This window comes from Pedobacter duraquae, from assembly GCF_004362245.1.
In the GTDB taxonomy this organism is placed as follows: Bacteria; Bacteroidota; Bacteroidia; order Sphingobacteriales; family Sphingobacteriaceae; genus Pedobacter; species Pedobacter duraquae.
The window spans coordinates 969262-991127 of record NZ_SNWM01000001.1; the positions used below are offsets into that span (position 1 = coordinate 969262).

General features: G+C 44.8%; 16 protein-coding genes. 11 read left to right on the forward strand and 5 right to left on the reverse strand.

What is annotated here, in order from left to right; translation table 11 throughout:
• Positions 1-56: 56 nt before the first annotated feature.
• From CLV32_RS04230 to CLV32_RS04245, 4 genes are all read right to left on the reverse strand, one after another.
• On the reverse strand, positions 57-749 hold the full coding sequence (locus tag CLV32_RS04230; RefSeq protein ID WP_133552708.1) for an NUDIX hydrolase: 693 nt from the start codon (positions 747-749) through the stop codon (positions 57-59).
• Positions 750-1421 (reverse strand): HAD family hydrolase, encoded by a 672-nt coding sequence (locus CLV32_RS04235; RefSeq protein WP_133553525.1) that lies wholly within the window; start codon positions 1419-1421, stop codon positions 750-752.
• A 123-nt stretch (positions 1422-1544) separates the two neighbouring features.
• A complete protein-coding gene (locus CLV32_RS04240) occupies positions 1545-3095 on the reverse strand; it encodes a SusD/RagB family nutrient-binding outer membrane lipoprotein (protein ID WP_133552710.1) in 1551 nt (516 codons plus the stop codon).
• Between the two features lie 11 nt (positions 3096-3106).
• Positions 3107-6235 (reverse strand): SusC/RagA family TonB-linked outer membrane protein, encoded by a 3129-nt coding sequence (locus CLV32_RS04245; protein WP_133552712.1) that lies wholly within the window; start codon positions 6233-6235, stop codon positions 3107-3109.
• Positions 6236-6686: 451 nt separating this feature from the next.
• Here CLV32_RS04245 and CLV32_RS04250 point away from each other — a divergent pair, with 451 nt between their 5' ends.
• The 11 genes from CLV32_RS04250 (at position 6687) to CLV32_RS04300 (ending at position 21008) form a co-directional block, all read left to right on the forward strand.
• Positions 6687-7577 (forward strand): AraC family transcriptional regulator, encoded by an 891-nt coding sequence (locus CLV32_RS04250; RefSeq protein ID WP_133552715.1) that lies wholly within the window; start codon positions 6687-6689, stop codon positions 7575-7577.
• 149 nt (positions 7578-7726) lie between these two features.
• Complete coding sequence (locus tag CLV32_RS04255; protein WP_208110947.1) at positions 7727-8569, forward strand: fumarylacetoacetate hydrolase family protein; 843 nt, start codon at positions 7727-7729, stop codon at positions 8567-8569.
• A complete protein-coding gene (locus CLV32_RS04260; RefSeq protein WP_133552717.1) occupies positions 8566-10146 on the forward strand; it encodes an aldehyde dehydrogenase (NADP(+)) in 1581 nt (526 codons plus the stop codon). Before CLV32_RS04255 ends, CLV32_RS04260 begins: the two co-directional genes overlap by 4 nt.
• Positions 10147-10169: 23 nt before the next feature.
• A complete protein-coding gene (locus CLV32_RS04265) occupies positions 10170-11885 on the forward strand; it encodes an IlvD/Edd family dehydratase (protein WP_133552719.1) in 1716 nt (571 codons plus the stop codon).
• Positions 11886-11890: 5 nt separating this feature from the next.
• The gene (locus CLV32_RS04270; RefSeq protein WP_133552721.1) at positions 11891-13207 is read left to right on the forward strand and encodes a gluconate:H+ symporter; all 1317 of its coding nucleotides are present in this window, start codon (positions 11891-11893) and stop codon (positions 13205-13207) included.
• A gap of 233 nt (positions 13208-13440) precedes the next feature.
• On the forward strand, positions 13441-14580 hold the full coding sequence (locus CLV32_RS04275; RefSeq protein ID WP_133552723.1) for an alpha/beta hydrolase-fold protein: 1140 nt from the start codon (positions 13441-13443) through the stop codon (positions 14578-14580).
• 15 nt (positions 14581-14595) lie between these two features.
• The gene (locus CLV32_RS04280; RefSeq protein WP_133552725.1) at positions 14596-15936 is read left to right on the forward strand and encodes a family 43 glycosylhydrolase; all 1341 of its coding nucleotides are present in this window, start codon (positions 14596-14598) and stop codon (positions 15934-15936) included.
• Positions 15937-15979: 43 nt separating this feature from the next.
• Positions 15980-17941: a family 43 glycosylhydrolase gene (locus CLV32_RS04285; protein ID WP_208110948.1), complete on the forward strand. Its 1962-nt coding sequence runs from the start codon at positions 15980-15982 to the stop codon at positions 17939-17941.
• 117 nt (positions 17942-18058) lie between these two features.
• Entirely contained in the window at positions 18059-19150 is a 1092-nt protein-coding gene (locus tag CLV32_RS04290) for an endo-1,4-beta-xylanase (protein ID WP_133552729.1), read from the forward strand.
• A 36-nt stretch (positions 19151-19186) separates the two neighbouring features.
• Positions 19187-20038 carry a sialate O-acetylesterase gene (locus CLV32_RS04295; protein ID WP_133552731.1) on the forward strand — a complete coding sequence of 284 codons (852 nt, stop codon included), beginning with the start codon at positions 19187-19189 and terminating at the stop codon, positions 20036-20038.
• Positions 20039-20054: 16 nt separating this feature from the next.
• Positions 20055-21008 (forward strand): glycoside hydrolase family 43 protein, encoded by a 954-nt coding sequence (locus CLV32_RS04300; protein WP_133552733.1) that lies wholly within the window; start codon positions 20055-20057, stop codon positions 21006-21008.
• A gap of 9 nt (positions 21009-21017) precedes the next feature.
• Here CLV32_RS04300 and CLV32_RS04305 read toward each other — a convergent pair whose 3' ends face one another.
• A complete protein-coding gene (locus CLV32_RS04305; RefSeq protein WP_133552735.1) occupies positions 21018-21860 on the reverse strand; it encodes an alpha/beta hydrolase in 843 nt (280 codons plus the stop codon).
• Positions 21861-21866 lie beyond the last annotated feature (6 nt).

The window sequence follows — 21866 nt, forward strand, 5'->3', positions numbered from 1 at the left end:
CTCGACGCCATTGTTATTTGATAGCAATGGCGTTTTACTTTGTTATCTACTGATAGTTAAGAATTAGAGATCAAACTCAAAAAAGACTTGAACTGTGCGTTATGTTTTGCTTTATCCAGGCTATAGTAAAATGCACCTCTTCTGGAGCCCGACTTATCTTTCTCGGAATGCTTGATCAGCATACCGCTGGCATTGATCTTACGCACAAAATTACGGTTATCTATAGGGAGGTCATAAACCTGCTCATATAAATTCTGGAGCTGCGGTATGGTAAATTTTTCGGGCAACAATTCAAATAGAATAGGATTGAGTGCTGCCTGATGCCTAATCTTATCCATTGCCGCAGAAACCATGGTATCGTGGTCAAAAATCAGTTGGGGAACCTCTTTAACTTTAAACCATTCGGCATGGTACTGGTCGTTGATTTGCCTGCTATATTTATTGATGTCTATGAGTGCTAAGTAGGCAATGGAGATTGTCCGTTCCACGGGATCACGATCCGGGCTGCCATAAGCATGAAACTGCTCCAGGTAAACATCATGCAAACCGGTTAATTCCAGCAGGATACGCTGAGCAGCTCCATCTAAGTCTTCGTTTTTTCCAATAAATCCACCCATGAGGCTCCACTGATCCTTAATTGGTTCAATGGCCCGTTTGATCAACAGGAGTTTGAGGCTTTCGCCATCATATCCAAAAATTATGCAGTCGACTGCTACAAGGACAGGGTTTTGATTTTGATAATGCGGCATCTAAAACAGTTCTTTTAGTATGGGATCATTATAATCTTTAATAAAACCCAGAATATTTGGATAAGCTGAAAATTCATGAACATCGTGGGTAGTGGTAAGGACAATACATTTCATGCCCGCATTCAATGCCGACTCCACTCCTTTAGGTGCATCTTCAAAGACTATGCATGCTGAAGGCGACAAACCTAGTTTTTCGGCACATTTCAAAAAAGTTTCCGGATCAGGCTTACTGGCAACAACGTCGTCTGCGCTTACGATGGCATTAAAGTAGTGTCGGATGTGTAGGCCGTCGAGTACAAAATCAATATTGAAATTTATAGCCGCCGAACCTATCGCCATTCCTATTTCTTTTTGTTTTGCTTGTGCTAAAAATTTGTCCAGACCAGCGATCAACGCCAATTCAGGGCGGTAAGCTTCCTGGTATCTTTTTTCCTTGTCCAGTGATAAGTCGTCCATTTCTGCTCTGGTGAATCTTTCTTTCCCGAAAACGCGCTCCAGGACTTCCTGATTTTTACCGTACATTTCCTGCTTAACAGCTTCGTATGACAGTTCTTTATTCAAATCAACATTGATAATGGCGTGCCAGGCACGGGTATGATACTCCATATCATTTATCATCGTGCCGTTTAAGTCGAAAATAAATCCGGTGGGTGCAAAATTCAACATATTCATAGGCACTAAATTATCCATTTTTTTTATGCCTGAGCTATTTAAGGCTAAATAAACCAACTATTTTAACAAAAAAGGGAAAGAAGCTTGCACTTCTTTCCCTGAGCGTTTGTTGTACTTAAACGGTTACTTATCCCAAAAAATACGCGTATCCATATTATCCGTTCCACCGATATCTGCAACCGCAGCCTTATAATTACTTAGGTTTGCTGAGAGCTCGAGTGTGGGATACACGTAACGTCTGACAAATCCTCCAGTGATACTTTGGCCGGCGATTGGATTTGGCGTAAGTGCTGGGAAGCCACTTCTTCTAAAATTGGCCCAGGCTTCTGCCCCATTGCCCCAGGATGCCACCCAGTACTGGGTATTGATGAGGTTTAGCGCATTTGCGGTATTATAGGCGTTTACAGGGTTATTGATAAATGCATTCTGGGTAGCTAAAGGAATAACCGCCGCTGCATTATAGGTTGTCCATTGATCCATTGCTCCTCTGATGCCATTTGCATAATACACGTCCGGCGTGCTTCCTGTTGGGAGCCAGCCTCTAAATGCGGCTTCTGCTAACAGCAACTGGGTTTGTGCATAGGTAACAAAAAACTGTGGAGCAGTTAAACTACCAAATATGCTGTAGTTTATTTGTGAGTAATTGAAACCAGAGCCGTTTGCCCCACGAAAACCTGGTGCTGTGGAAAGCGTGGCACTGTTATAACCTATGGGCATACCAAACTGATTGGCCGATGTGGTGTCGGGTACAGTTGTTGGAGCGGTAGCTGGATTTGCATATTTTCCGGCGATAAACTTCAGTCGCGGATCACCACTGTTCTTTAGCTGATTTACAAAGGGAGCGGCAAGGTAATAGGTATTGGAGATCACACTGATGGCTTGGCTTACCGGGTTAACATAGTTCGTGGTGTATTTAACGTAGCAGTTATCGGCATTCGATGTCATCACGCCACCAGCAAAAGCAGCCTGGACAATTGTTTGTGCCTTAGCCACATCAAACTTGCTGTACCGCATACCTAAGCGCAGGAGTAGTGAGTATCCCAGTTTTTTCCATTGCGCTATATTCCCTGCGTAAAATAGATCGGCAGTTACAATATCCTTGCTTGCATCCAGCGCAGCTGTGGCCGAGGTAACCTCATTAATCAGATCAGTATAGATAGCCTGTTGATTGTCATACTTAGGTGTCTGGATGTTATTTAAGTAAGCCTGACCAGCCTCGCTGTAGGGAACATTGCCATAAGTATCTACCAGTAGCATGAACTGGTATGCTTTCCATATCCGGGATTGATTGTACAAATTTGTTCTTGCCGTGTTTCCTTTCAGTTGTGCTAAGATCTGTACAAGCAGTTTCACTGGTCCGGCAGAGCTTGTTGCGCCTGTATTGGTGCCTGTGTACTCGGCATTCCAGGTCTGTGCCGTATAAGTTTGGTTAACCTGGTTAAAGTTAAAAGCCGCCGTAACTCCCGTAAAGGGATTAACAAACTGCTGTACCACTGTTGGCTCGGTTTCCATCGTTGGAGAGTAGGTACTAAATTCGGCATTGGTAAACAAAAATGCAGGATCAAGCGATGTCGGGTTATTTGGATCGACATTCAGGGTGTCGAACCCTTTCTTGCAGCCACTTGCGAAAGTGAAGAATACTGCAGATATGATAATGATAACTTTAGTTTTCATATGCTGTATAGTTAGAATTTGATATTGAGGTTGAATCCATAAGTACGGGTTGTAGGCAGTGCGGCTTGTTCATAACCAGTGAGGTTGTCGCCGCTCGAAGCAATTGCCTCAGGATCAATATTTGGTGTATATTTCTTGATGATCAGGACGTTGTGACATACTGCGGAAAGCATCAGACTTTTAATATATTTTTTGTTGATGAACCTGGAAAGGTCGTACCCGAGGGATAGATTTCGCAGTTTCACAAAGCTGGAGCTGTAAACAAATGGATCGAGGATATTTGTTGAGCGGTAGTTTGCATAAAAATCTTCCGCATTTACGGCAGTGGTATTAGGCAGTCCATCGGTGGTATTTACACCTGGATAAACCACGCCGCCAACCCGGCCAGGAAGAGACTCTTTAGAAAGTCCTTCTCTCAACAAGTTCAGGTTTGTACTAGAGAGCACCTTGCCTCCAGCTTTGTAGTCGATATGCGTAACAAAGGTAAAACCCTTAAACATCAATGTATTTACCCAGCCTCCGGTAGCTGTAGGGAGTCCGCTACCAAAATTAACCGGCAGGGTGCTTGCGACCGGCTTTCCACCCGATAACAATATATTTCCTGCCGCATCTCTTTTATAGGTTGCGCCCTGGATCTGGTTAAGCGGCAGGCCTACCACGTCAACGATGGTTCCAAAAAACTCCGGGCTACCTACTACGAGTTGCGTTTGATTATTGGCCAGTGACAAGACCTTTGATGAATTAAACGCACTGTTGAACGCTGTTCTCCATACGAAGTTTTCGCGCTCAATAGGAACAAGTTCCAGATTGAGTTCCAGTCCTTTATTATCAAGTCCGCCAAGGTTTACTAAGGTGGTGGCGTATCCACTGGCAGCTGAGAGGCCTATTGGTACTGCCTGATTGGTGGTTTTCTTATCGTAGGCCGCTACGTCAAGATTAACACGGTTGTTAAACATGTGCAGTTCCAGACCAATCTCCTTCTCATTCACGCCGAAAGGCTTGATCTGGGGGTTTGGCGACGCGGTGTTATTGATATTTCCGAGTGGTAATCCATTAAATGCATTCTGACCGAGCGTAAATGTGAGGGCATTGTATGGGGCTACTCCCTGGGCACTTCCTGTCTCGGCTATGGCAAATCTTATTTTCCCGAACTTCAACCATTTTGCATCTGGTAGCAGTTCAGAAAAAACAAAACTCGTTGTAGCAGAGGGATAGAAGTAATGGTTAATATCCGGGGCCAGAACTGAGTACCAGTCATTACGTCCTGTAACGTTTAAGTATAGTAAACTTTTATAAGAGAACTCTGTGGTGCCATAAAGGGAATTAACCGTTTGTCTGGATAAGTTGTATGTAGAATTTACTGTAGCGCCATTACCTATGGTATATAGATCCCTGATGTAAAAATTTGTTGCGGTTTCATTAAACGTTGACGTTGCCAGCGGAAAGTTATTACCACCAACTGTAGCACTAAACCCGAAGTCCCCAAATTTATGGTCGGCTCCCAACAGGAAATCGAAGTTGTTCTGGCGGGTTCTGGATGTATTGATTCCATACGAACCGTTAAACAAGTTATTTGGAGCAGCACTAACACTTAAAGCGCCTGTAGGCGTGTTAGACTCATAAGTACTCTGCAGGAGATCTGTACTGGCACGGGCCTGAAGGTATAGCCAGTCAAAAAACTGGTAGCGCAAAGTTGCAGTTCCTAATAAATGATCTTTTGTTTGCCTTTGGAACTGTTTAGCCATTACCCAATACGGATTGGTCACTGTAGAGAAGCGCGAAGTTGGCGTTTCATTACCCCGGGCATCAATAGCGGCTGCCTCCAGTACGTCAAAAGGAATAGAATTGGCAAGCCTGTACATTGCTGTTGGTATAGATCCCGCCTGTACCCCTACTATAGGCGGATTTTTATTAAACTCATAGGCATAATTAATGTTGAACTGCGCGGTAAATTTATCCGTCAACTTATAGTTTACGCCAACGTTGAATATCTTTTTATTGAAGTGATTGTTCGGTACGATACCTGCGGCGTCATGGTTGGAAACCGACACCCTGAAACTGCCTTTATCATTTCCGCCAGACATGGCAACGGTATTGCTCCATGACGGAGCAACTCTGAAAAACGCGCTGATCCTATTTTTTACAGGTGCATATGGACGTTGAACGCCATCAAACTGAAAAGTAGGCACATCATCGAAAGGGACACCAAAACTCCAGGCACCAGAACTTTGCGCTGTACCTTGAGAGGATGGCCGGATGTTGTTTTCACCCTGCCCATATTCATATTGGAAATCTGTGAAGTCCAATGCCTGGTTGAGGGTAAAATTTGAATTGAACTCGATTCCTATTCCAGTGTTTTTGGCACCAGTTTTCGTCGTTATGATGATAGCGCCATTAACTGCACGTGATCCGTAAAGCGCAGCCGCTGTAGATCCTTTTAGCACCGTCATTGATTCAATATCATCCTGATTGATGGCTTGTAAATTATCGCCCTGATCCAATGTTTGCGTGTAACCATTGCTACTGCTTGCACCTTGCGACATTGGCAGGCCATCAATAACAATTAAAGGAGAGTTATCGGCAGTAAAAGAAGATTGGCCCCTAAGCCGGATCTTAGTACTGCCTCCAGGACCTGCTGAAGGAGGAGATACATCCAGACCGGCAACTTTGCCCTCAAGGGAAGCTGCTAAATTGGTAGTGCGGTTTGTTTGAAGCGATTGAACATCTGCTTTCTGAGCAGAATAACCCAGGCTTCGCGCTTCCCGTTTAATACCCAATGCCGTTACGATGACTTCGTTTAACGCATTTTCGGCGGTGGCCAATGTAGCGTTTATTGTGGTCTGGCTGCCTACTTTAATTTCAACAGGATTGTATCCAACAAAGGTAAAGACGAGCACTGCGTTGGCGTTCGAGACGTTTAATCTATACTCGCCAGCACTGTTGGTTTTTGTTACGGTACGGGTGCCCTTTTCAGTAACGGTAACACCGTTCAGGCCGGTTCCTTTTTCATCTTTTACTTTACCTGTAATTACCGTGGACTGCAATTTTGTTGCTGCAGTGGCACTGCGTGCGAATTGCAAAAGCATGACTACCGTTAAAACAGTACACACAGACAATAGTTTGAGTGAGTTTTTTTTCATAATTAATTCAGTTTATTTGGTTTAAAATTGTATAAAGGGTCCCCATACCACTGGTTAAAGTAGTTTCTTGCACTGTGGCATAAATTGAAGAGAACAGCGTGTTACACGCTATGTGGAAGTAATAATTGCCGCCGCATCCTCTGCTTATATTTGGTTTAAAAACTGGTTAGTCGCCGAAACAAATAAAAAGAACTTTCATGAAAGGCAGTTTCAGTATCTCCGCAAAAAATTGTAACATATTAACATAGTTGCGACAGGCCTGTTAGCAACACATCACTGAAAGTTTAGCTACAAATAACTAATATTCAGATTATTAATTCAAAAACCACTAACAAAACCAACATTTCAAGGGTGTTAAAAACGGATTTTTGATGTTGAACAACTCAAAAACAAATAACAGATTATCGCTGCATTTTTTATAAATTCAAATTGTATTTAACCAAATATAAACATGAAGGCTACCTTAAAGAAGGCTACTCCCAATCCGGAGCATTCTTTTAATATCCATAAAGATATTGGACATGCAATAGCCAGTGCCTGGCATTATCATCCGGAGTGTGAACTTCTGGTAATCAAACGTACCTCAGGCACCTGCCTGATCGGCGATCATGTGGGCTCTTTTAAAAAGGGCGATGTATTTTTATTTGGCCCAAATTTACCGCATACTTTTAGGTGCGAACAGAAATACCTGGACAGGGCGGACGAAAAGGTTGGAGAAACGATCGTAGTATTATTTCAGAATGCCATCTGGGGTGAGGCCTTTTTAAGTCTTCCTGAGATGAGTCCTATCGTAAAACTTCTGCACTCCAGCAAACTAGGCCTAAGGCTTAGGGGAGCGACAAAAAAAAAGGTAGCAAAGATTGCCGAAGAAATGCTGCTGGACTCTCCTTCCAGGAAGCTCATCAACCTTTTATCCGCATTGGAAGAGATCGCAAATTCGAAGGAATATGAATTTATTTCATCCAGTGGTTTTAACCCTGAAGTTAATCGTGTAGACCACAGCCGTATCAATGCTATTTTTGAATTTACTTTCACCAACTACCACCGTAAAGTGGTGTTGGAAGATGTGGCAGGACTTATTAATATGGGTAAGCATTCTTTTTGCAGGTACTTTAAATCTAAGACCAAGAAAACCTATATCCAGTTTCTCATGGAAGTGCGTATTGGCCATGCCTGCCGCTTGTTGGTTGAAGAAGAATATAACATGGCAGAAATTGGCTATGCATGCGGGTATAATAATATCTCCCATTTTTACCATCAGTTTAAAGCGCTGACCAAGAAAAATCCACTCGACTACAGACAGAGCTACCTTAAAACAGAAGCGCTGAAAGTGGCAATTTAGCATTTTAGTATCGACGCATTTTTTTGTACTATCTTAACAAGATATATCCAAAAAACGCCTTCAAGTACATTTCCAGAGCTTTACAAGGATGAGCTCGTGTTAAAATGAATCAATAAATCATAACTTCATCCAACGAAGACTAACCATTTATGATGAGAATTTACAACACGTTGCAAGGAATTGTTATACACCATGAGCACCAGTATTTCTTAGCTCAGACAGCGGACTGGGCCACCTTTATTAACCGTAAAAATCTTTTTGACGCTATTGTTGATGACCTACAGGAATTATCGGCAGACCGCCATCTGGAAGAACTGATTGATTCATCTTTATTAGCACCGATACAGCACCAGGAAATATGGGCATCCGGGGTTACCTATTACCGGAGTCGTGAGGCACGGGTTAAAGAATCTCAGGATGCCCAGGGCGGCGACTTCTACAATAAAGTTTATGATGCCGAGAGGCCCGAGCTTTTTTTCAAAGCTATTGCCCATCGAACTGTTGGCCCGGGTGGCCATGTTCGCATCCGTAAGGACTCGAACTGGAACGTACCAGAGCCAGAGTTAACCCTGTTCATTTGTTCGGCTGGTACGATCGAGGGATATACCGTAGGAAACGACATGTCTTCCAGGGATATCGAAGGTGAAAATCCGCTGTACCTGCCCCAGGCGAAATCATACACAGGTGCCGCGGCATTGGGGCCCTGCCTGTTGGTGCAGAAAGAGCCAATAGATCCAAACACCAATATCGGCATTGAAATTATCCGGGATACAGCAGTATTGTTCTCTGAAGTCATTTCTATCAATCAAATGAAGCGTAGCCATACTGAACTTGTCGATTACCTGTTCAGAGAATTGGATTTTCCACACGGCGTATATTTAATGACGGGTACCGGTATTATTCCCGCCGACGACTTTACGCTGCTTGGTGGCGACATCATCAACATTAACATTGCCGGAATCGGCACACTTACAAATACCGTTGCATCATGAATTTTGGAGAAAATATAATCGGTTTTAGCGGCTCAGGTTGCGGAACTGATGTAATCAGATCTGTCGATCCCACAACCGGCAATCAGTCGGGCGATTTTTTTGTTGCCACACAGGCCGAAGTAGATCAGGCTGGACAAAAGGCATCTGAAGCGTTTCAGGTATACCGTAAAAAAACAGGTCTGGAAAAAGCACGCTTCCTAGAGGCTATTGCGGACGAAATTATTGCCATCGGCGATGAGTTGATCATTGTTTGTAGTCGTGAATCCGGGCTTCCTGGCGGGCGGATAACAGGAGAACGTGGGCGCACTACGGGGCAATTACGGATGTTTGCAGCGCTTTTGAAAGAAGGTTCGTGGCTGGGTGCCCGTATAGAAACCGCAGATCCAGGACGCCTGCCCCTGCCCAAACCAGATATCCGATCTATGCAGATTGCCTTAGGCCCGGTAGTGGTTTTTGGTGCAAGTAACTTCCCGCTGGCTTTTTCAGTAGCTGGGGGTGATACTTCTTCGGCGTTGGCAGCGGGCTGCAGTGTAATTGTAAAGGCGCATCCCGCACATCCGGAAACGAGCTGGTTAATTGGCAGGGCGATACAAAAAGCAGCTAAGTCAACAGACATGCCAGATGGCGTATTTTCACTTTTATTTGGTGACGGTCCCGTTTTAGGCGGTCAGCTGGTGCAGCAACCCGAGGTCAAAGCTATCGCATTTACAGGCTCTTTTGCCGCTGGTAAAGCCATCTTTGATCTGGCCGCACGGCGCCCGATCCCTATTCCTGTTTATGCAGAAATGGGAAGCACGAACCCGGTTTTTATACTTCCCGAGGCCTTAAAACATCAGGCAGATCATCTTGCAAAAGGATTTTCAGCATCCGTAACCCTGGGCGTAGGCCAGTTCTGTACCAACCCCGGATTGCTGATTTATGAGGATGATGAAAGTGCAGTTGTATTTTTAGACCATTTGGCATCAGAATTTAGTCAAACTAGTGGCGGTGTAATGCTGACGTCCAATATATACGATGCTTACACCAGAGGTGTGGAAAGCCGTACCGGCTTGCATGGAGTAGAGTTATTCACACGGGGAGCGGCTACTGATCATAAAAATACTGCAGAACCTATGCTCTTCAAAATTAGCGGAGAAACATTCGAGGCACAGCCCGAGCTGGCAGAGGAAGTGTTCGGTCCAACGAGCGTTGCTGTGGAAGCTAAGTCGAAAGAAGAACTGTTAAACATCGCCAGGGGTCTGAGTGGAAACTTGACAGCAACCGTACACGGAACGCCGGTCGATCTGGAGGAATATAAGTTGCTGCTGGAGATTTTAGAGCAGAAAGTTGGGCGGATCCTGATTAACGGATATCCTACGGGCGTAGAGGTTTGTTCAGCGATGGTGCATGGCGGGCCCTATCCTGCTACAACAGATTCCAGAAGCACATCTGTTGGTACCGCAGCCATAGAACGCTTTACCAGGCCTGTTTGTTACCAGAACATGCCTGACGCCCTGCTTCCCGAAGCACTCAAGGATGCAAATCCACTGCACATCTGGCGGTTGATTAATGGATCGCAAAGCAAAGAAATCATTTAAAAATACAATAGCACAGCTACACAATGGGTACATATAGAAGTTCCGACTGGTTTGGAAAAAAGGATAAAATGGGTCTTGTTTACAGAAGCTGGATGAAAAACCAGGGAATGCCCGAAGATATGTTTGACGGCCGACCGGTTATTGGCATTTGCAATACCTGGTCTGAGCTCACGCCATGCAACGCCCACTTGCGAGATATCGCAGAAAGTGTGCGTCGTGGGGTACTTGAAGCCGGTGGCTTTCCCTTAGAATTCCCCATCATGTCTTTAGGAGAAACACTCCTGAAGCCTACAGCTATGCTTTTCAGGAATCTGGCGAGTATGGATGCCGAAGAATCCATACGTGGCAACCCCATAGACGGCGTGGTTTTGTTAACGGGTTGTGATAAAACAACGCCCTCTACCTTGATGGGCGCTGCAAGTGTTGATCTTCCGACAATTGTTGTGCCCGGAGGGCCAATGTTGAACGGGAAATACAAAGGTCAGGATATTGGGTCTGGCACAAGCGCCTGGAAGTTTACCGAAGAATTGAAGAAGGGTAATATCACCTATGAAGAATATGAAGAGGTGGAGAGCTGCATGTCGCGCAGTCCGGGACACTGCATGACCATGGGAACTGCATCAACAATGGCCTGCATGGCAGAGTCGTTGGGCATGACGCTTACTGGTGGGGCTGCAATACCCGCGGTTGATGCGCGGAGGAAGCGACTTGCGCAATTATCTGGCCGGAGGATCGTAGAAATGGTAAAAGAAGATCTGCGGATGTCAAAAATATTAACACGCAACGCCTTCGAGAATGCGATTAAAATAAATGCGGCCATTGGCGGATCATCCAACTTCATTATCCACCTGACAGCGATCGCCGGAAGAATTGGTGTTCCGTTGAATTTAGACGATTTCGATGACATAGGCAGTAAAATCCCCTTATTGGTAAATCTGATGCCTTCAGGAAAATTTCTCATGGAAGACTTCTATTATGCTGGAGGCGTGCCGGCTGTAATCAAACAGATGCAGTCCATCTTAAAAACGGACACCATTACGGTAAGTGGAAAAACCCATGCCGAAAACATATCAAATGGGGGCGTTAATTATAACGAAGAGGTGATTTATGCATTAGAAAATCCCATCATTGTTGAAGCGGGTATTACTGTACTCAAAGGGAATCTCGCCATAAATGGAGCAGTGATCAAACCATCTGCAGCAACGCCCAGCCTCATGCAACATCGCGGTCGTGCAGTCGTATTTGAGGATATCGAGGACTACCACTTACGGATTGATGATCCCGATCTTGACATTGATGAAAGTTGCGTGATGGTTCTGAAAACTGTGGGACCAGTGGGATACCCGGGAATGCCGGAAGTAGGTAATATGACGCTGCCAAAAAAACTGCTTGATCAGGGAGTTACCGATATGGTCCGGATTTCTGACGGGCGGATGAGCGGCACGGCTTATGGGACTGTAGTGCTCCACGTATCGCCAGAATCCGCCATTGGTGGCAACCTGGGGCTGGTACAAAACGGGGATTTTATAGCGCTAGATGTGGCTAATAAAAGCATCCATCTGGAGGTTAGCGATGAAGAGCTTGCGCTGAGAAGAAGTAACTGGGTAGCACCAGCTGCCGTTGCCGCACGTGGCTATGTTAACATGTACATTAACCATGTGCAGCAGGCCGATAAAGGTGCCGACTTAGATTTTCTGGTTGGCGGATCAGGATCAAAAGTTACTAGAGATTCACATTAACAACCATGTCAATCCTGATTTTATTTGCTTGCATTGTTACCCTTATCCTCCTGATTACCTGGGGAAAGGTAAGCACTTTTTTGGCTTTTTTATTGGTTTCGATAGTAGCTGCTCTACTGCTGGGCATGCCGATGCATGATCTGCCAAAAGCAATCAGTAAAGGTTTAGGCGACACACTGGGATCTCTGGTGATCATTATTGTGCTGGGTGCCATGCTGGGCAAACTTGTAGCCTTTAGCGGCGCAGCACAAAAGATCGCTGGCGTGCTGAAGCATACCTTCGGCTATAAGTATGTTACCTGGGCCATGTCTATCACCGGGTTTATTGTTGGTATTCCGCTATTTTACAATGTTGGCTTTGTATTGCTGATTCCGATCATCTTTTCTGTGGCGGCCAATTACAAATTACCGTTGGTCTACGTAGGTTTACCTATGCTTGCTTCCTTATCTGTGATGCATGGATTTGTCCCACCCCACCCTTCGGCTATGGCCCTTGCCATCCAATTTCACGCTGATCTGGTCAGGACGTTTCTTTATGGAATACTGGTAGCCATTCCTGCAATTGTGCTCGCTGGTCCTATATTCGCTTTGACACTGCGCAGGATGCAGGGCAAACCAACGCTGGTTTTTCCAGATGCTCAGGTGGCTGATGGAGAACCGCCTGGAATAGGAATCAGCCTTTTCTCCGCCCTATTGCCAGTGCTCATTATTGGTACTGCACATATTGTAGCTGGACTATGTGCTGTTGGTAGTCCATTGCAGACTATGACCAGTTTTATTGCAGAGCCTATTATTGCTATGGTGTTCACCATTTGTATTGCGACTTACACATTGGGCATTGCTATGGGCAAGCGGCTGAGTACAGTCATGACGATTTACGCAGATGCCGTGAAGGATATCGCGATGATCTTGTTGATTATTGGGAGTGCAGGGATTATGAAACAGGTATTTCTGGAAACGGGCGTGAGTACAACGCTGGCAGCAAACTTACAGGGGTTAAACCTTCCTCCTCTACTTCTGGCCTGGCTCATTACTGCGGTATTGCGCTTATGCCTGGGCTCGGCCACTGTAGCCGGACTTACAGCCGCAGGAATTGTATATCCATTACTTACCCACGGTAGTGTAAATCCGAGTTTGATGGTGCTCGCTGTGGGAGCTGGCAGCCTGTTTTGCTCCCATGTAAATGACACATCATTTTGGCTGTTTAAAGAGTACTTCGGTCTATCAATGAAACAGACATTTTTGTCGTGGTCTTTAATGGAAACTTTGGTATCCATTATTGGATTGATCGGCATCTTACTATTGAACCTAATCATTAAATAACATGATATATCTAACCATTGCTACTAATAGCAGCTGACGCTCAAACTACCCTTAAACGCAGATCTAACTCCGCAACGAACATTTGTTGATGTATTTAAACGAAATCTCGCATCGTTTGCGCATTAAACTGCAGAATTTAGCGCAGCATTCAAGGATTAGTCAAATCAACTTTTCCCTTCCTCTGTAAAAAACAAGCAACCAAATATAACATCCATTAAATTAAATTACAGAAAATGAATTACAAACGTCTTTTTATCGCGTTGATGGCAGTATTGACTAGTAGTATTTGTCAAGCTCAAACCAATTCCCCAATAAAAGAAGATTTCCAACCCTCGACATTTAACCAGCCCGGGCAGGCTTATCCTCAGGTAAACTCGCAGGGATATGCGCGTTTCAAAATCAAAGCACTTAAGGCAGACAGTATCAGGGTGAGCCTGGGACTTGGAGGCAGAGGTGGCACCAAGCTAACAAAAGATGCTGAGGGATATTTTACAGGCACCACCGAAGGCCCTATGGATGAAGGATTTCACTACTACCACCTTACTGTAGATGGCGGGGTCTTTAACGATCCCGGTACTGGCAATTTTTATGGATCTACACGATGGGAAAGCGGTATCGAAATTCCTGCGCACGACAAAGACTTTTATGCGATGAAGGATGTTCCCCACGGCAACGTACAACAAATACTTTTCCCTTCAAAGAGCACCAACACACCTGGAAGGAGAGCTTTTGTGTACACGCCACCGGGGTATGAAAAGGGCAATACACGCTACCCTGTGTTATATCTGCAACACGGCTGGGGCGAAGATGAAACTGCCTGGAGCGTTCAGGGGCATGCAAACTTAATCATGGACAATTTGATTGCGGACGGCAAGGCGAAGCCATTTATTATCGTTATGACCTATGGGCTGACCAATAATGTACGGCCGGGCGCCGGTGGTCCCCGTACTCCTGGTGGTTTAACCAAAATGATCCTTGAAAATGGTTTTCAGACCGTACTCGTTGACGAGCTTATTCCCTATGTTGATTCACATTTCCGGACCTATGGTGATAAAGCACACCGTGCAATGGCCGGACTTTCTATGGGGGGCATGGAGACACATGTGATTACACTGGCTAAACCTGAGGTATTCGATTATTACGGATTGCTGAGTGGTGGCGTTTATACCCCATCAGAGCTCGGCAAGATCAAACCAAAGCTGGTGTTTATGAGTTGCGGAAGCAAAGAGAATCCTGCTGGTGTGAACAGTGCAGCCGTTGAATTGAAGTCGGCAGGCTACAATACCGTCGCCTATATTTCGGAAGGCACAGCGCACGAATTCTTGACCTGGCGCCGAAGCCTGAAAGAATTGGCTCCATTACTTTTTAAATAACTGAAGACAAGTTTCATGAAATATTTTAAGAACGCTTTACTAATTGTGGGTTTAATAACTGGAGTGGCTATTTCTGCATTTGCTCAAAATCCACTGATTATGGATCAGTTTACGGCTGACCCTTCGGCCCGTGTTTTTGGCGACAAGGTGTACATTTACCCCTCACACGACATTATTGCCACCCCGGGAAAAGGACGTGCGGGCTGGTTTAATATGGCCGACTACCACGTATTTTCTTCGGGCAACCTAACCAACTGGACGGATCATGGTGTGATTGTAAACCAGAATAAAGTGAATTGGGCAGATTCAACTGCCTATGCCATGTGGGCACCAGACTGTATCGAACGGAATGGTAAATATTACTTCTATTTCCCTGCCGTTTTAAAACCTGGTACTGGAAAAGGGTTTGGCATCGGCGTAGCAGTAGCCGATCATCCCTACGGGCCATTTGTTGCCAGGACGGAGCCAATTAAAGGTGTATCTGGCATAGACCCGAATGTCTTTATCGATAAAGATGGCCAGGCTTACATTTACTATGCACAAGGAAACATCTACGGAGCAAAATTAAAAGAGAATATGGTGGATCTGGCTTCGGAGCCAAAGATTTTAGGGAATCTTCCCGATAAGGGATTAAAAGAAGGTCCTTATCTTTTTGAGCGTAAGGGCATCTATTACCTGACTTATCCGCATGTAGAAAATAAAACTGAACGCTTAGAATACGGCATGTCAAACAGCCCAATGGGGCCATTCAAATTTGCTGGGGTGATTATGAAAGAAACACCAAATTGCTGGACTAATCACCATTCTATGCTTGAATTTAAGGGACAATGGTACTTATTTTATCATAGCAATGACCTCTCTCCAAACTTTGACAAAAACCGGTCTATCCGGGCAGACAGTTTATTTTTTAATGCTGATGGAACAATCAGGGAGGTGATCCCGACCTTACGTGGTGTGGGCATTACGCCTGCAAAAAGCCAAATTGAGGTAGACAGGTATAGTAACATCAGCAAGGATGGGGCAGTTGTTAACGCTATCGACACCTCCAACCGGATGAAAGGCTGGAAAATAGAGCTCAGCAAACAGGGTGCGTGGGTTCGCTATAATGCTGTAGACTTTGGCGCAAAGCCGCTCAAGAGCTTTAGCCTGATGGCTTCGTCGCCGGAAAACAGTAGTGTAGAAATACGACTAGACAATATCGGAGGTACTTTAATTGGCACAGCGAACATATCAAAAGGCACCGGCTGGAAGATTACCACATCAAATTTATTGAAGAAGCCAACTGGCAAACATGATCTTTTTATTTTATTAAAGGATGCTGGTCAGATTAGTGTGGACTGGCTAAAGTTCAATTAAAAACAGCTATAAAATCCTGTAAACGAATCAGGCAATTATGTATATGAAAAAAATCAATTCACTGATCACAGTAATCACAGTGCTATTTTCTATCTCCACCTTTCAGGTGATGGGACAGCTAAAACAGGACTCATCTGCCTATTACGACCATGTTAACACCTATCTTAACCCTGTGTTGCCCGGAGATCACCCAGATCCCACGGTACTAAAAACAGGCAACGACTTTTATCTTTGTGGGTCCAGCTTCCATTTTAACCCTTACCTACCGATCTACCATTCCAAGGATCTTGTGCACTGGGAAATTATCAGTCGCGTAGTATTCCCAGAGCGGGCAGGTTTTGTCACAGACAAACCTTCGGAAGGAATATGGCAGGGAGCCATTACCTACTTCTATGGCTCGTACTGGATCTACTTCTCGGCCAACGGGCAGTGGTTTTCAAAAGCGCAGTCGCCAAAAGGCCCCTGGACAACCCCTGTTCAGTTAACGACAAATCCGAAGACCGGCTCACTGGGGAACGACAATTCAATCTTCGTTGATGATGATGGCAAGCCCTACATCGTAATTAAAAACGGCAAAACAGTTAACAGGCTGCAAGCATTGGGCAAAGACGGGCAGTTAACAGATTCGGTAATCAACCTGGATTGGATCAATGCGAAAATGCAGTACAGCTGGGCCGAAGGGCCGGTGATGAGCAAGCGCAATGGCTATTATTATTATTTCCCGGCGGGAGACGTAACCGGTGGGCAATATGTTTTGCGCACGAAAACAATCACCAGCGATTCAACAAAATGGGAGCGCCTGGGTAACTTCTTCAAACCTATTACAGATGCCAGTGCACGCTTTAGAAGACCTAACCACATCTCTGCGCCCTTACAGCTGGCCGATGGAAGTTGGTGGACGGTAGCACAGAGTTATGAAATTGATGGAAAGGATGACTGGTATGGAACTGGCCGTCAGACTTCACTCTTCCCGATCACCTGGGAGGGAGACCGGCCCTGGGGAATGGCTCCTTCAAGCGCCCCTATCAAATCACCTGGGCTTCCACGCTCCGGGATTTTATGGCGTAGTGTAAATTCAGATTATTTTACATCCGGGACTCTGGGGTTGTGGTGGCATTTCTTAAACAGAAAAGCTACGGCTAACTATTCGCTCCAGGAGCGCAACGGCTGGTTAAGGCTTAAGCCAAGCGAGGAACGTGCACATATACTGCAAAAAGAGACTGATCATTTTTATACGGCGGTTACAAAAGTTGATTTAAATGCGATGAAGGCAGGCGACAAAGCCGGCATTTATCTTACCAATGGCAATCAGCAAGTATTTGTACAGCTATACACTGGTTTTGATCGAAACAAAAAAATAGTCTTTAAGATGGATACCGCCGTACGCATGATTGCCAATACCTTTGGCAACCTGGTATGGCTCAAGGTGCAACGAAAGGCACATATGCTTACCGCCTATGCAAGTGCTAATGGAAAAACCTGGACTAGTTTAGGTGCGCCGATATCTGCTGTAAACCTTGACAAAGTACAGCCCAACTATAACTCGTGGGTTGGCACAAGCGTAGGTTTATTTGCCGAAGGTAAAACTGCCGATTTCGACTTCTTTATTGGTAAAGACGGCTTTACTGAACTACCAGCGCAAGGTTTCAGTAATCAGTTTGGTATTGTAACCCTACTTAAAGATGGACAGAAAGTAGTAACAAACACTTCATTGAAGGGCGGCTGGTTTATGATTTCGGGGGTCGACCTCGGCGACAAAGACCATCCTGCACAAATAGAAATTGTTGCTGCTTCATCAACAGACAATCAACTGGAGATCTGGCTGGACGACCTTGGAAGCGGACGCAAAATAGCAACTGTGTCCATTACGAAAATGCAAGGCAAGAGCTGGAAGACATTTACTTCCAAGTTAACAGGAACATCCGGGCATCACGATGTTTTTGTTAAGTTCAAAGCCGGTTCCAAGCAATCAACACTGGTTAAAAGTATCCGTTTTAATAAATGAGTTATGCAGGTCAGATCGCGGTTAAATGACCATTTGTACTAGTAAAAATGTTAATTCATACGATTGCAGGGTTTATAATCTCAATACTTTCGTATCCTAAATCAAGTCTTTTTAATTATGAACACGAAACGAAGCCTTCTTTATCTGCTACTTTCAATCTTGACTACCGGGACTTATTTATTGAGTGGTTATACCAGCGGTATTGCAGAAGATAAAGGGCTCAAGGACTATTACAAGAGCTACTTTCCGATCGGTGTAGCTGTTAAGCCAAGCGATCTTCAAGGAGCTGAAAAAGCGCTGATCATCAAACAGTTTGCGAGTATCACGGCAGAAAATGCCATGAAAATGGGTCCAATACATCCGGCTGAAGACCGTTATTTCTGGAATGTAGCCGATACGATTGTAAAGTTCGGATTAGACAATCACATCAAAGTAAGAGGACATTGCCTGGTATGGCACACACAAACTCCGAGATGGCTTTTTAAGGACCAGGAAGGGCAAACAGTTTCTAAAACGGTGTTACTGGATCGTATAAAATCTCATATCAACACTGTTGTATCCCGTTACCGTGGCAAAATATACGCGTGGGACGTGGTTAATGAAGTGATTGCAGATGACACCAGCTTCTACAGGAAATCGCCGCTCTACACGATTACCGGCGAAGACTTTATTGAGCAGGCATTCAGGGCTGCTCATAAAGCTGATCCTAAGGCTGTGCTTTTCTATAATGATTACAATACGGAGAACCCTGCAAAAAGAGAAAAGATCTATCAGATGCTCAAAAAATTATTGGCCAAGGGAGTTCCGATACATGGCGTTGGCTTGCAGGCACATTGGTCTATCAACAATCCCAGTAAAGATGAGCTTGAAAAGTCGATCACCATGTTCTCGAGTTTAGGCTTACAAATCCAGTTTACCGAACTTGACATTTCTGTTTATACAGGAAGACAGGGAGGCCAAATGATCACCGGAGAAAAAGCCCTTTCGGCTGCTGAGTTTACTCCTGAGATGGAACGGCTACAGCTTGAGCAATACAAAATGATTTTCGATGTATTCAGAAAATATAAAAAGCAGATCACCGGAGTAACTTTTTGGAATTTGTCTGACAAGTATAGCTGGCTCGACGGCCGGGGCAGGAAGAACTTTCCGCTACTTTTTGATGCGAAACTGGAACCTAAAAAAGCATATTACGAGGTGGTAAAATTTTAAGGGCAAGATTGCAACAACCAAATAAACAAGAACAAAATGAGAAGACTACGATTATTTCTGTTAACCTGTGCCGCATTGCTGATCACTTCATCCAGTGCCTTTTCTCAGGATCCTAATTTCTACATTTTCCTCGCTTTCGGACAATCGAACATGGAAGGTAGTGCAGCTTTTGAAGCGCGCGACACCACAGCTGTAGACGGCCGCTTCCGCGTATTGGAGGCTGTAAATTGCAGTAACTTAAACCGCAGTATGGGCGAGTGGTATACCGCGGCTCCCCCATTGGCAAGGTGTAAAACCGGACTTGGCCCTGTTGACTACTTTGGGCGTACTTTGGTGGAAAACCTGCCAAAGAACATTAGGGTTGGCATTATCAATGTAGCTGTAGGCGGTTGTAAAATTGAATTATTTGACAAGGATAACTATCAGTCTTATACTGCGACTGCGCCCGACTGGATGAAGAGCATGCTGGCTGAATATGATGGCAACCCTTACGGACGCTTGATAGAAATGGCTAAAATTGCTCAAAAAAGTGGCGTCATCAAAGGGATATTAATGCATCAAGGAGAATCCAATACCGGCGATAAAACTTGGCCTTCAAAAGTTAAAGGGGTATATGAAAACCTACTCAGCGATCTTAAACTGGATGCTAAAGCTACGCCGCTACTTGCAGGAGAGGTTGTTAATGCAGATCAGGGCGGTGTATGTGCTTCGATGAATGCCATTATTGCCACACTTCCACAAACTATTCCGACAGCTCATATCATTTCCTCAGCCGGCTGCCCTGACGGGCCAGATAATTTGCACTTCTCGGCCGAAGGCTACCGTATGCTAGGCAAACGTTATGGCACTGCGATGCTTGACCTGCTTGGCATAAAACAGAAATTATAATATAAATTGATCTAAGATGAACAGAATTATTTCATTGGCATTATTTCTTGTAGCCGGAAGCTTTTTGGCCCGTGCACAGAATCCCATCATTAAACATATTTTCACTGCAGATCCAGCGCCTATCGTATATAAGGATACCGTGTTTTTATTTACCGGTCATGACACCGCCTCCGTTTCTGCAACAAATTATAAGATGCCCGACTGGCATGTGTTTTCTTCTACTGACCTGGTAAACTGGCGGGATTATGGTGCTGTACTTGCCCCGAAAGTTTTTTCCTGGGCCACAGGTGATGCCTACGCTGCACAATGTATTGAGCGCGACGGGAAATTCTACTGGTATGTTTCCACCTTTCATAAAAAGGATGCAAACAGCGGTGGAGGTGCTGCAATAGGTGTTGCGGTTGCAGACCATCCGGCAGGGCCGTATAAGGATGCTATTGGAAAAGCTTTGATCACCAACGAAATGACAACAGACATGAAATATGGCTGGGACGACATTGACCCTACTATACTGATAGATGATGACGGGCAGGCCTATCTTTTTTGGGGAAATGGCAGCTGCAAGTGGGTAAAACTTAAGTCGAACATGATTGAAAAAGAGGGAGAGATCACCACTTTCACGCCGAAGAATTACATTGAAGGACCCTGGGTGTATAAGCGCAAAGACTTGTATTACCTGATCTATGCCAGCAAAGGTACAAAGCCTGAAATGATTGAGTACTGTACAGCTAAAAGTGCTACCGGTCCGTGGACCTATCAGGGCATCATCCAAGATAACGTTCCAAACAGCTTTACTACCCATCCAGGTATACTGGACTATAAAGGAAAAAGCTATTTCTTTTACCATAACGGCGCCTTGCCCACCGGTGGAAGCTACAGACGGTCGATCTGCATTGACGAGATGCACTACAACGCCGACGGCACCATCCAAAAAATAATTCAGACGGCTACCGGCGTTGCTGTAAAGTAAAGCTGATCCCTATGATTTAGCGTTTTTAACAAATAAGAGTTTGGAGAAATGATACAGATCATTTTTCCAGACCTTAAAATCATGCTTACCTGGCTCCTTAAAGAAAATATGAGGAACCTGATTTTTGATCATATAATCGCGGGTACGTTCGCTGATGCTGAGTAATCCATCTTCATCGCCGCACGAGATCCAGAGCAGCTCGATTTGATCTTTCGCCTTTGCTGGGTCTGGCAGCAACTGTTCCGGCATTTTTGTATTTGGCGCGGATGAAAAACCACCTATCCAGGCAAATGTATTCAAGTTGCCTAAACCAAAATTAAGTGATTGTCCTCCACCCATTGAGAGGCCTGCAAGTGCACGATTTGACCTGTTGCTTAGTACGGGATAACTCTTTTCGATGTAGGGTATCAGGTCGTTGAGCAGATCGCCCTCAAAATTCGCAAAAGCCGCAACTTTGTCCTTTGCCATAATATCTCCGGTAGCACGATCGTTTGCCATCGCCCGTCCGTTAGGCAATACTACAATCATATCCTTTATTTCTTTTTTTGCATACAGATTGTCAAGAATCCGATCCGGATGGCCCTGGTTCAACCATTCAAATTCATCTCCCCCAATACCATGCAGCAGATACAATACCGGGTACTTTTTATTCTTTTTAAAAGTGGGAGGAAGATAAACCACGGCATGTCGTTTTACACCAACTGTTTTTGAGTCGTAGGTAATCGTATCCAATTTGCCATGTGCAATACCATTATTAAATTCGTCAAATCCAACCGGAGCCTGTCCGGTTTGCGCTTTTGTACTACCCGTAGCAATTAGCAGACAGAGGACAACAAATAGTTGCTTTTTCATTATTCT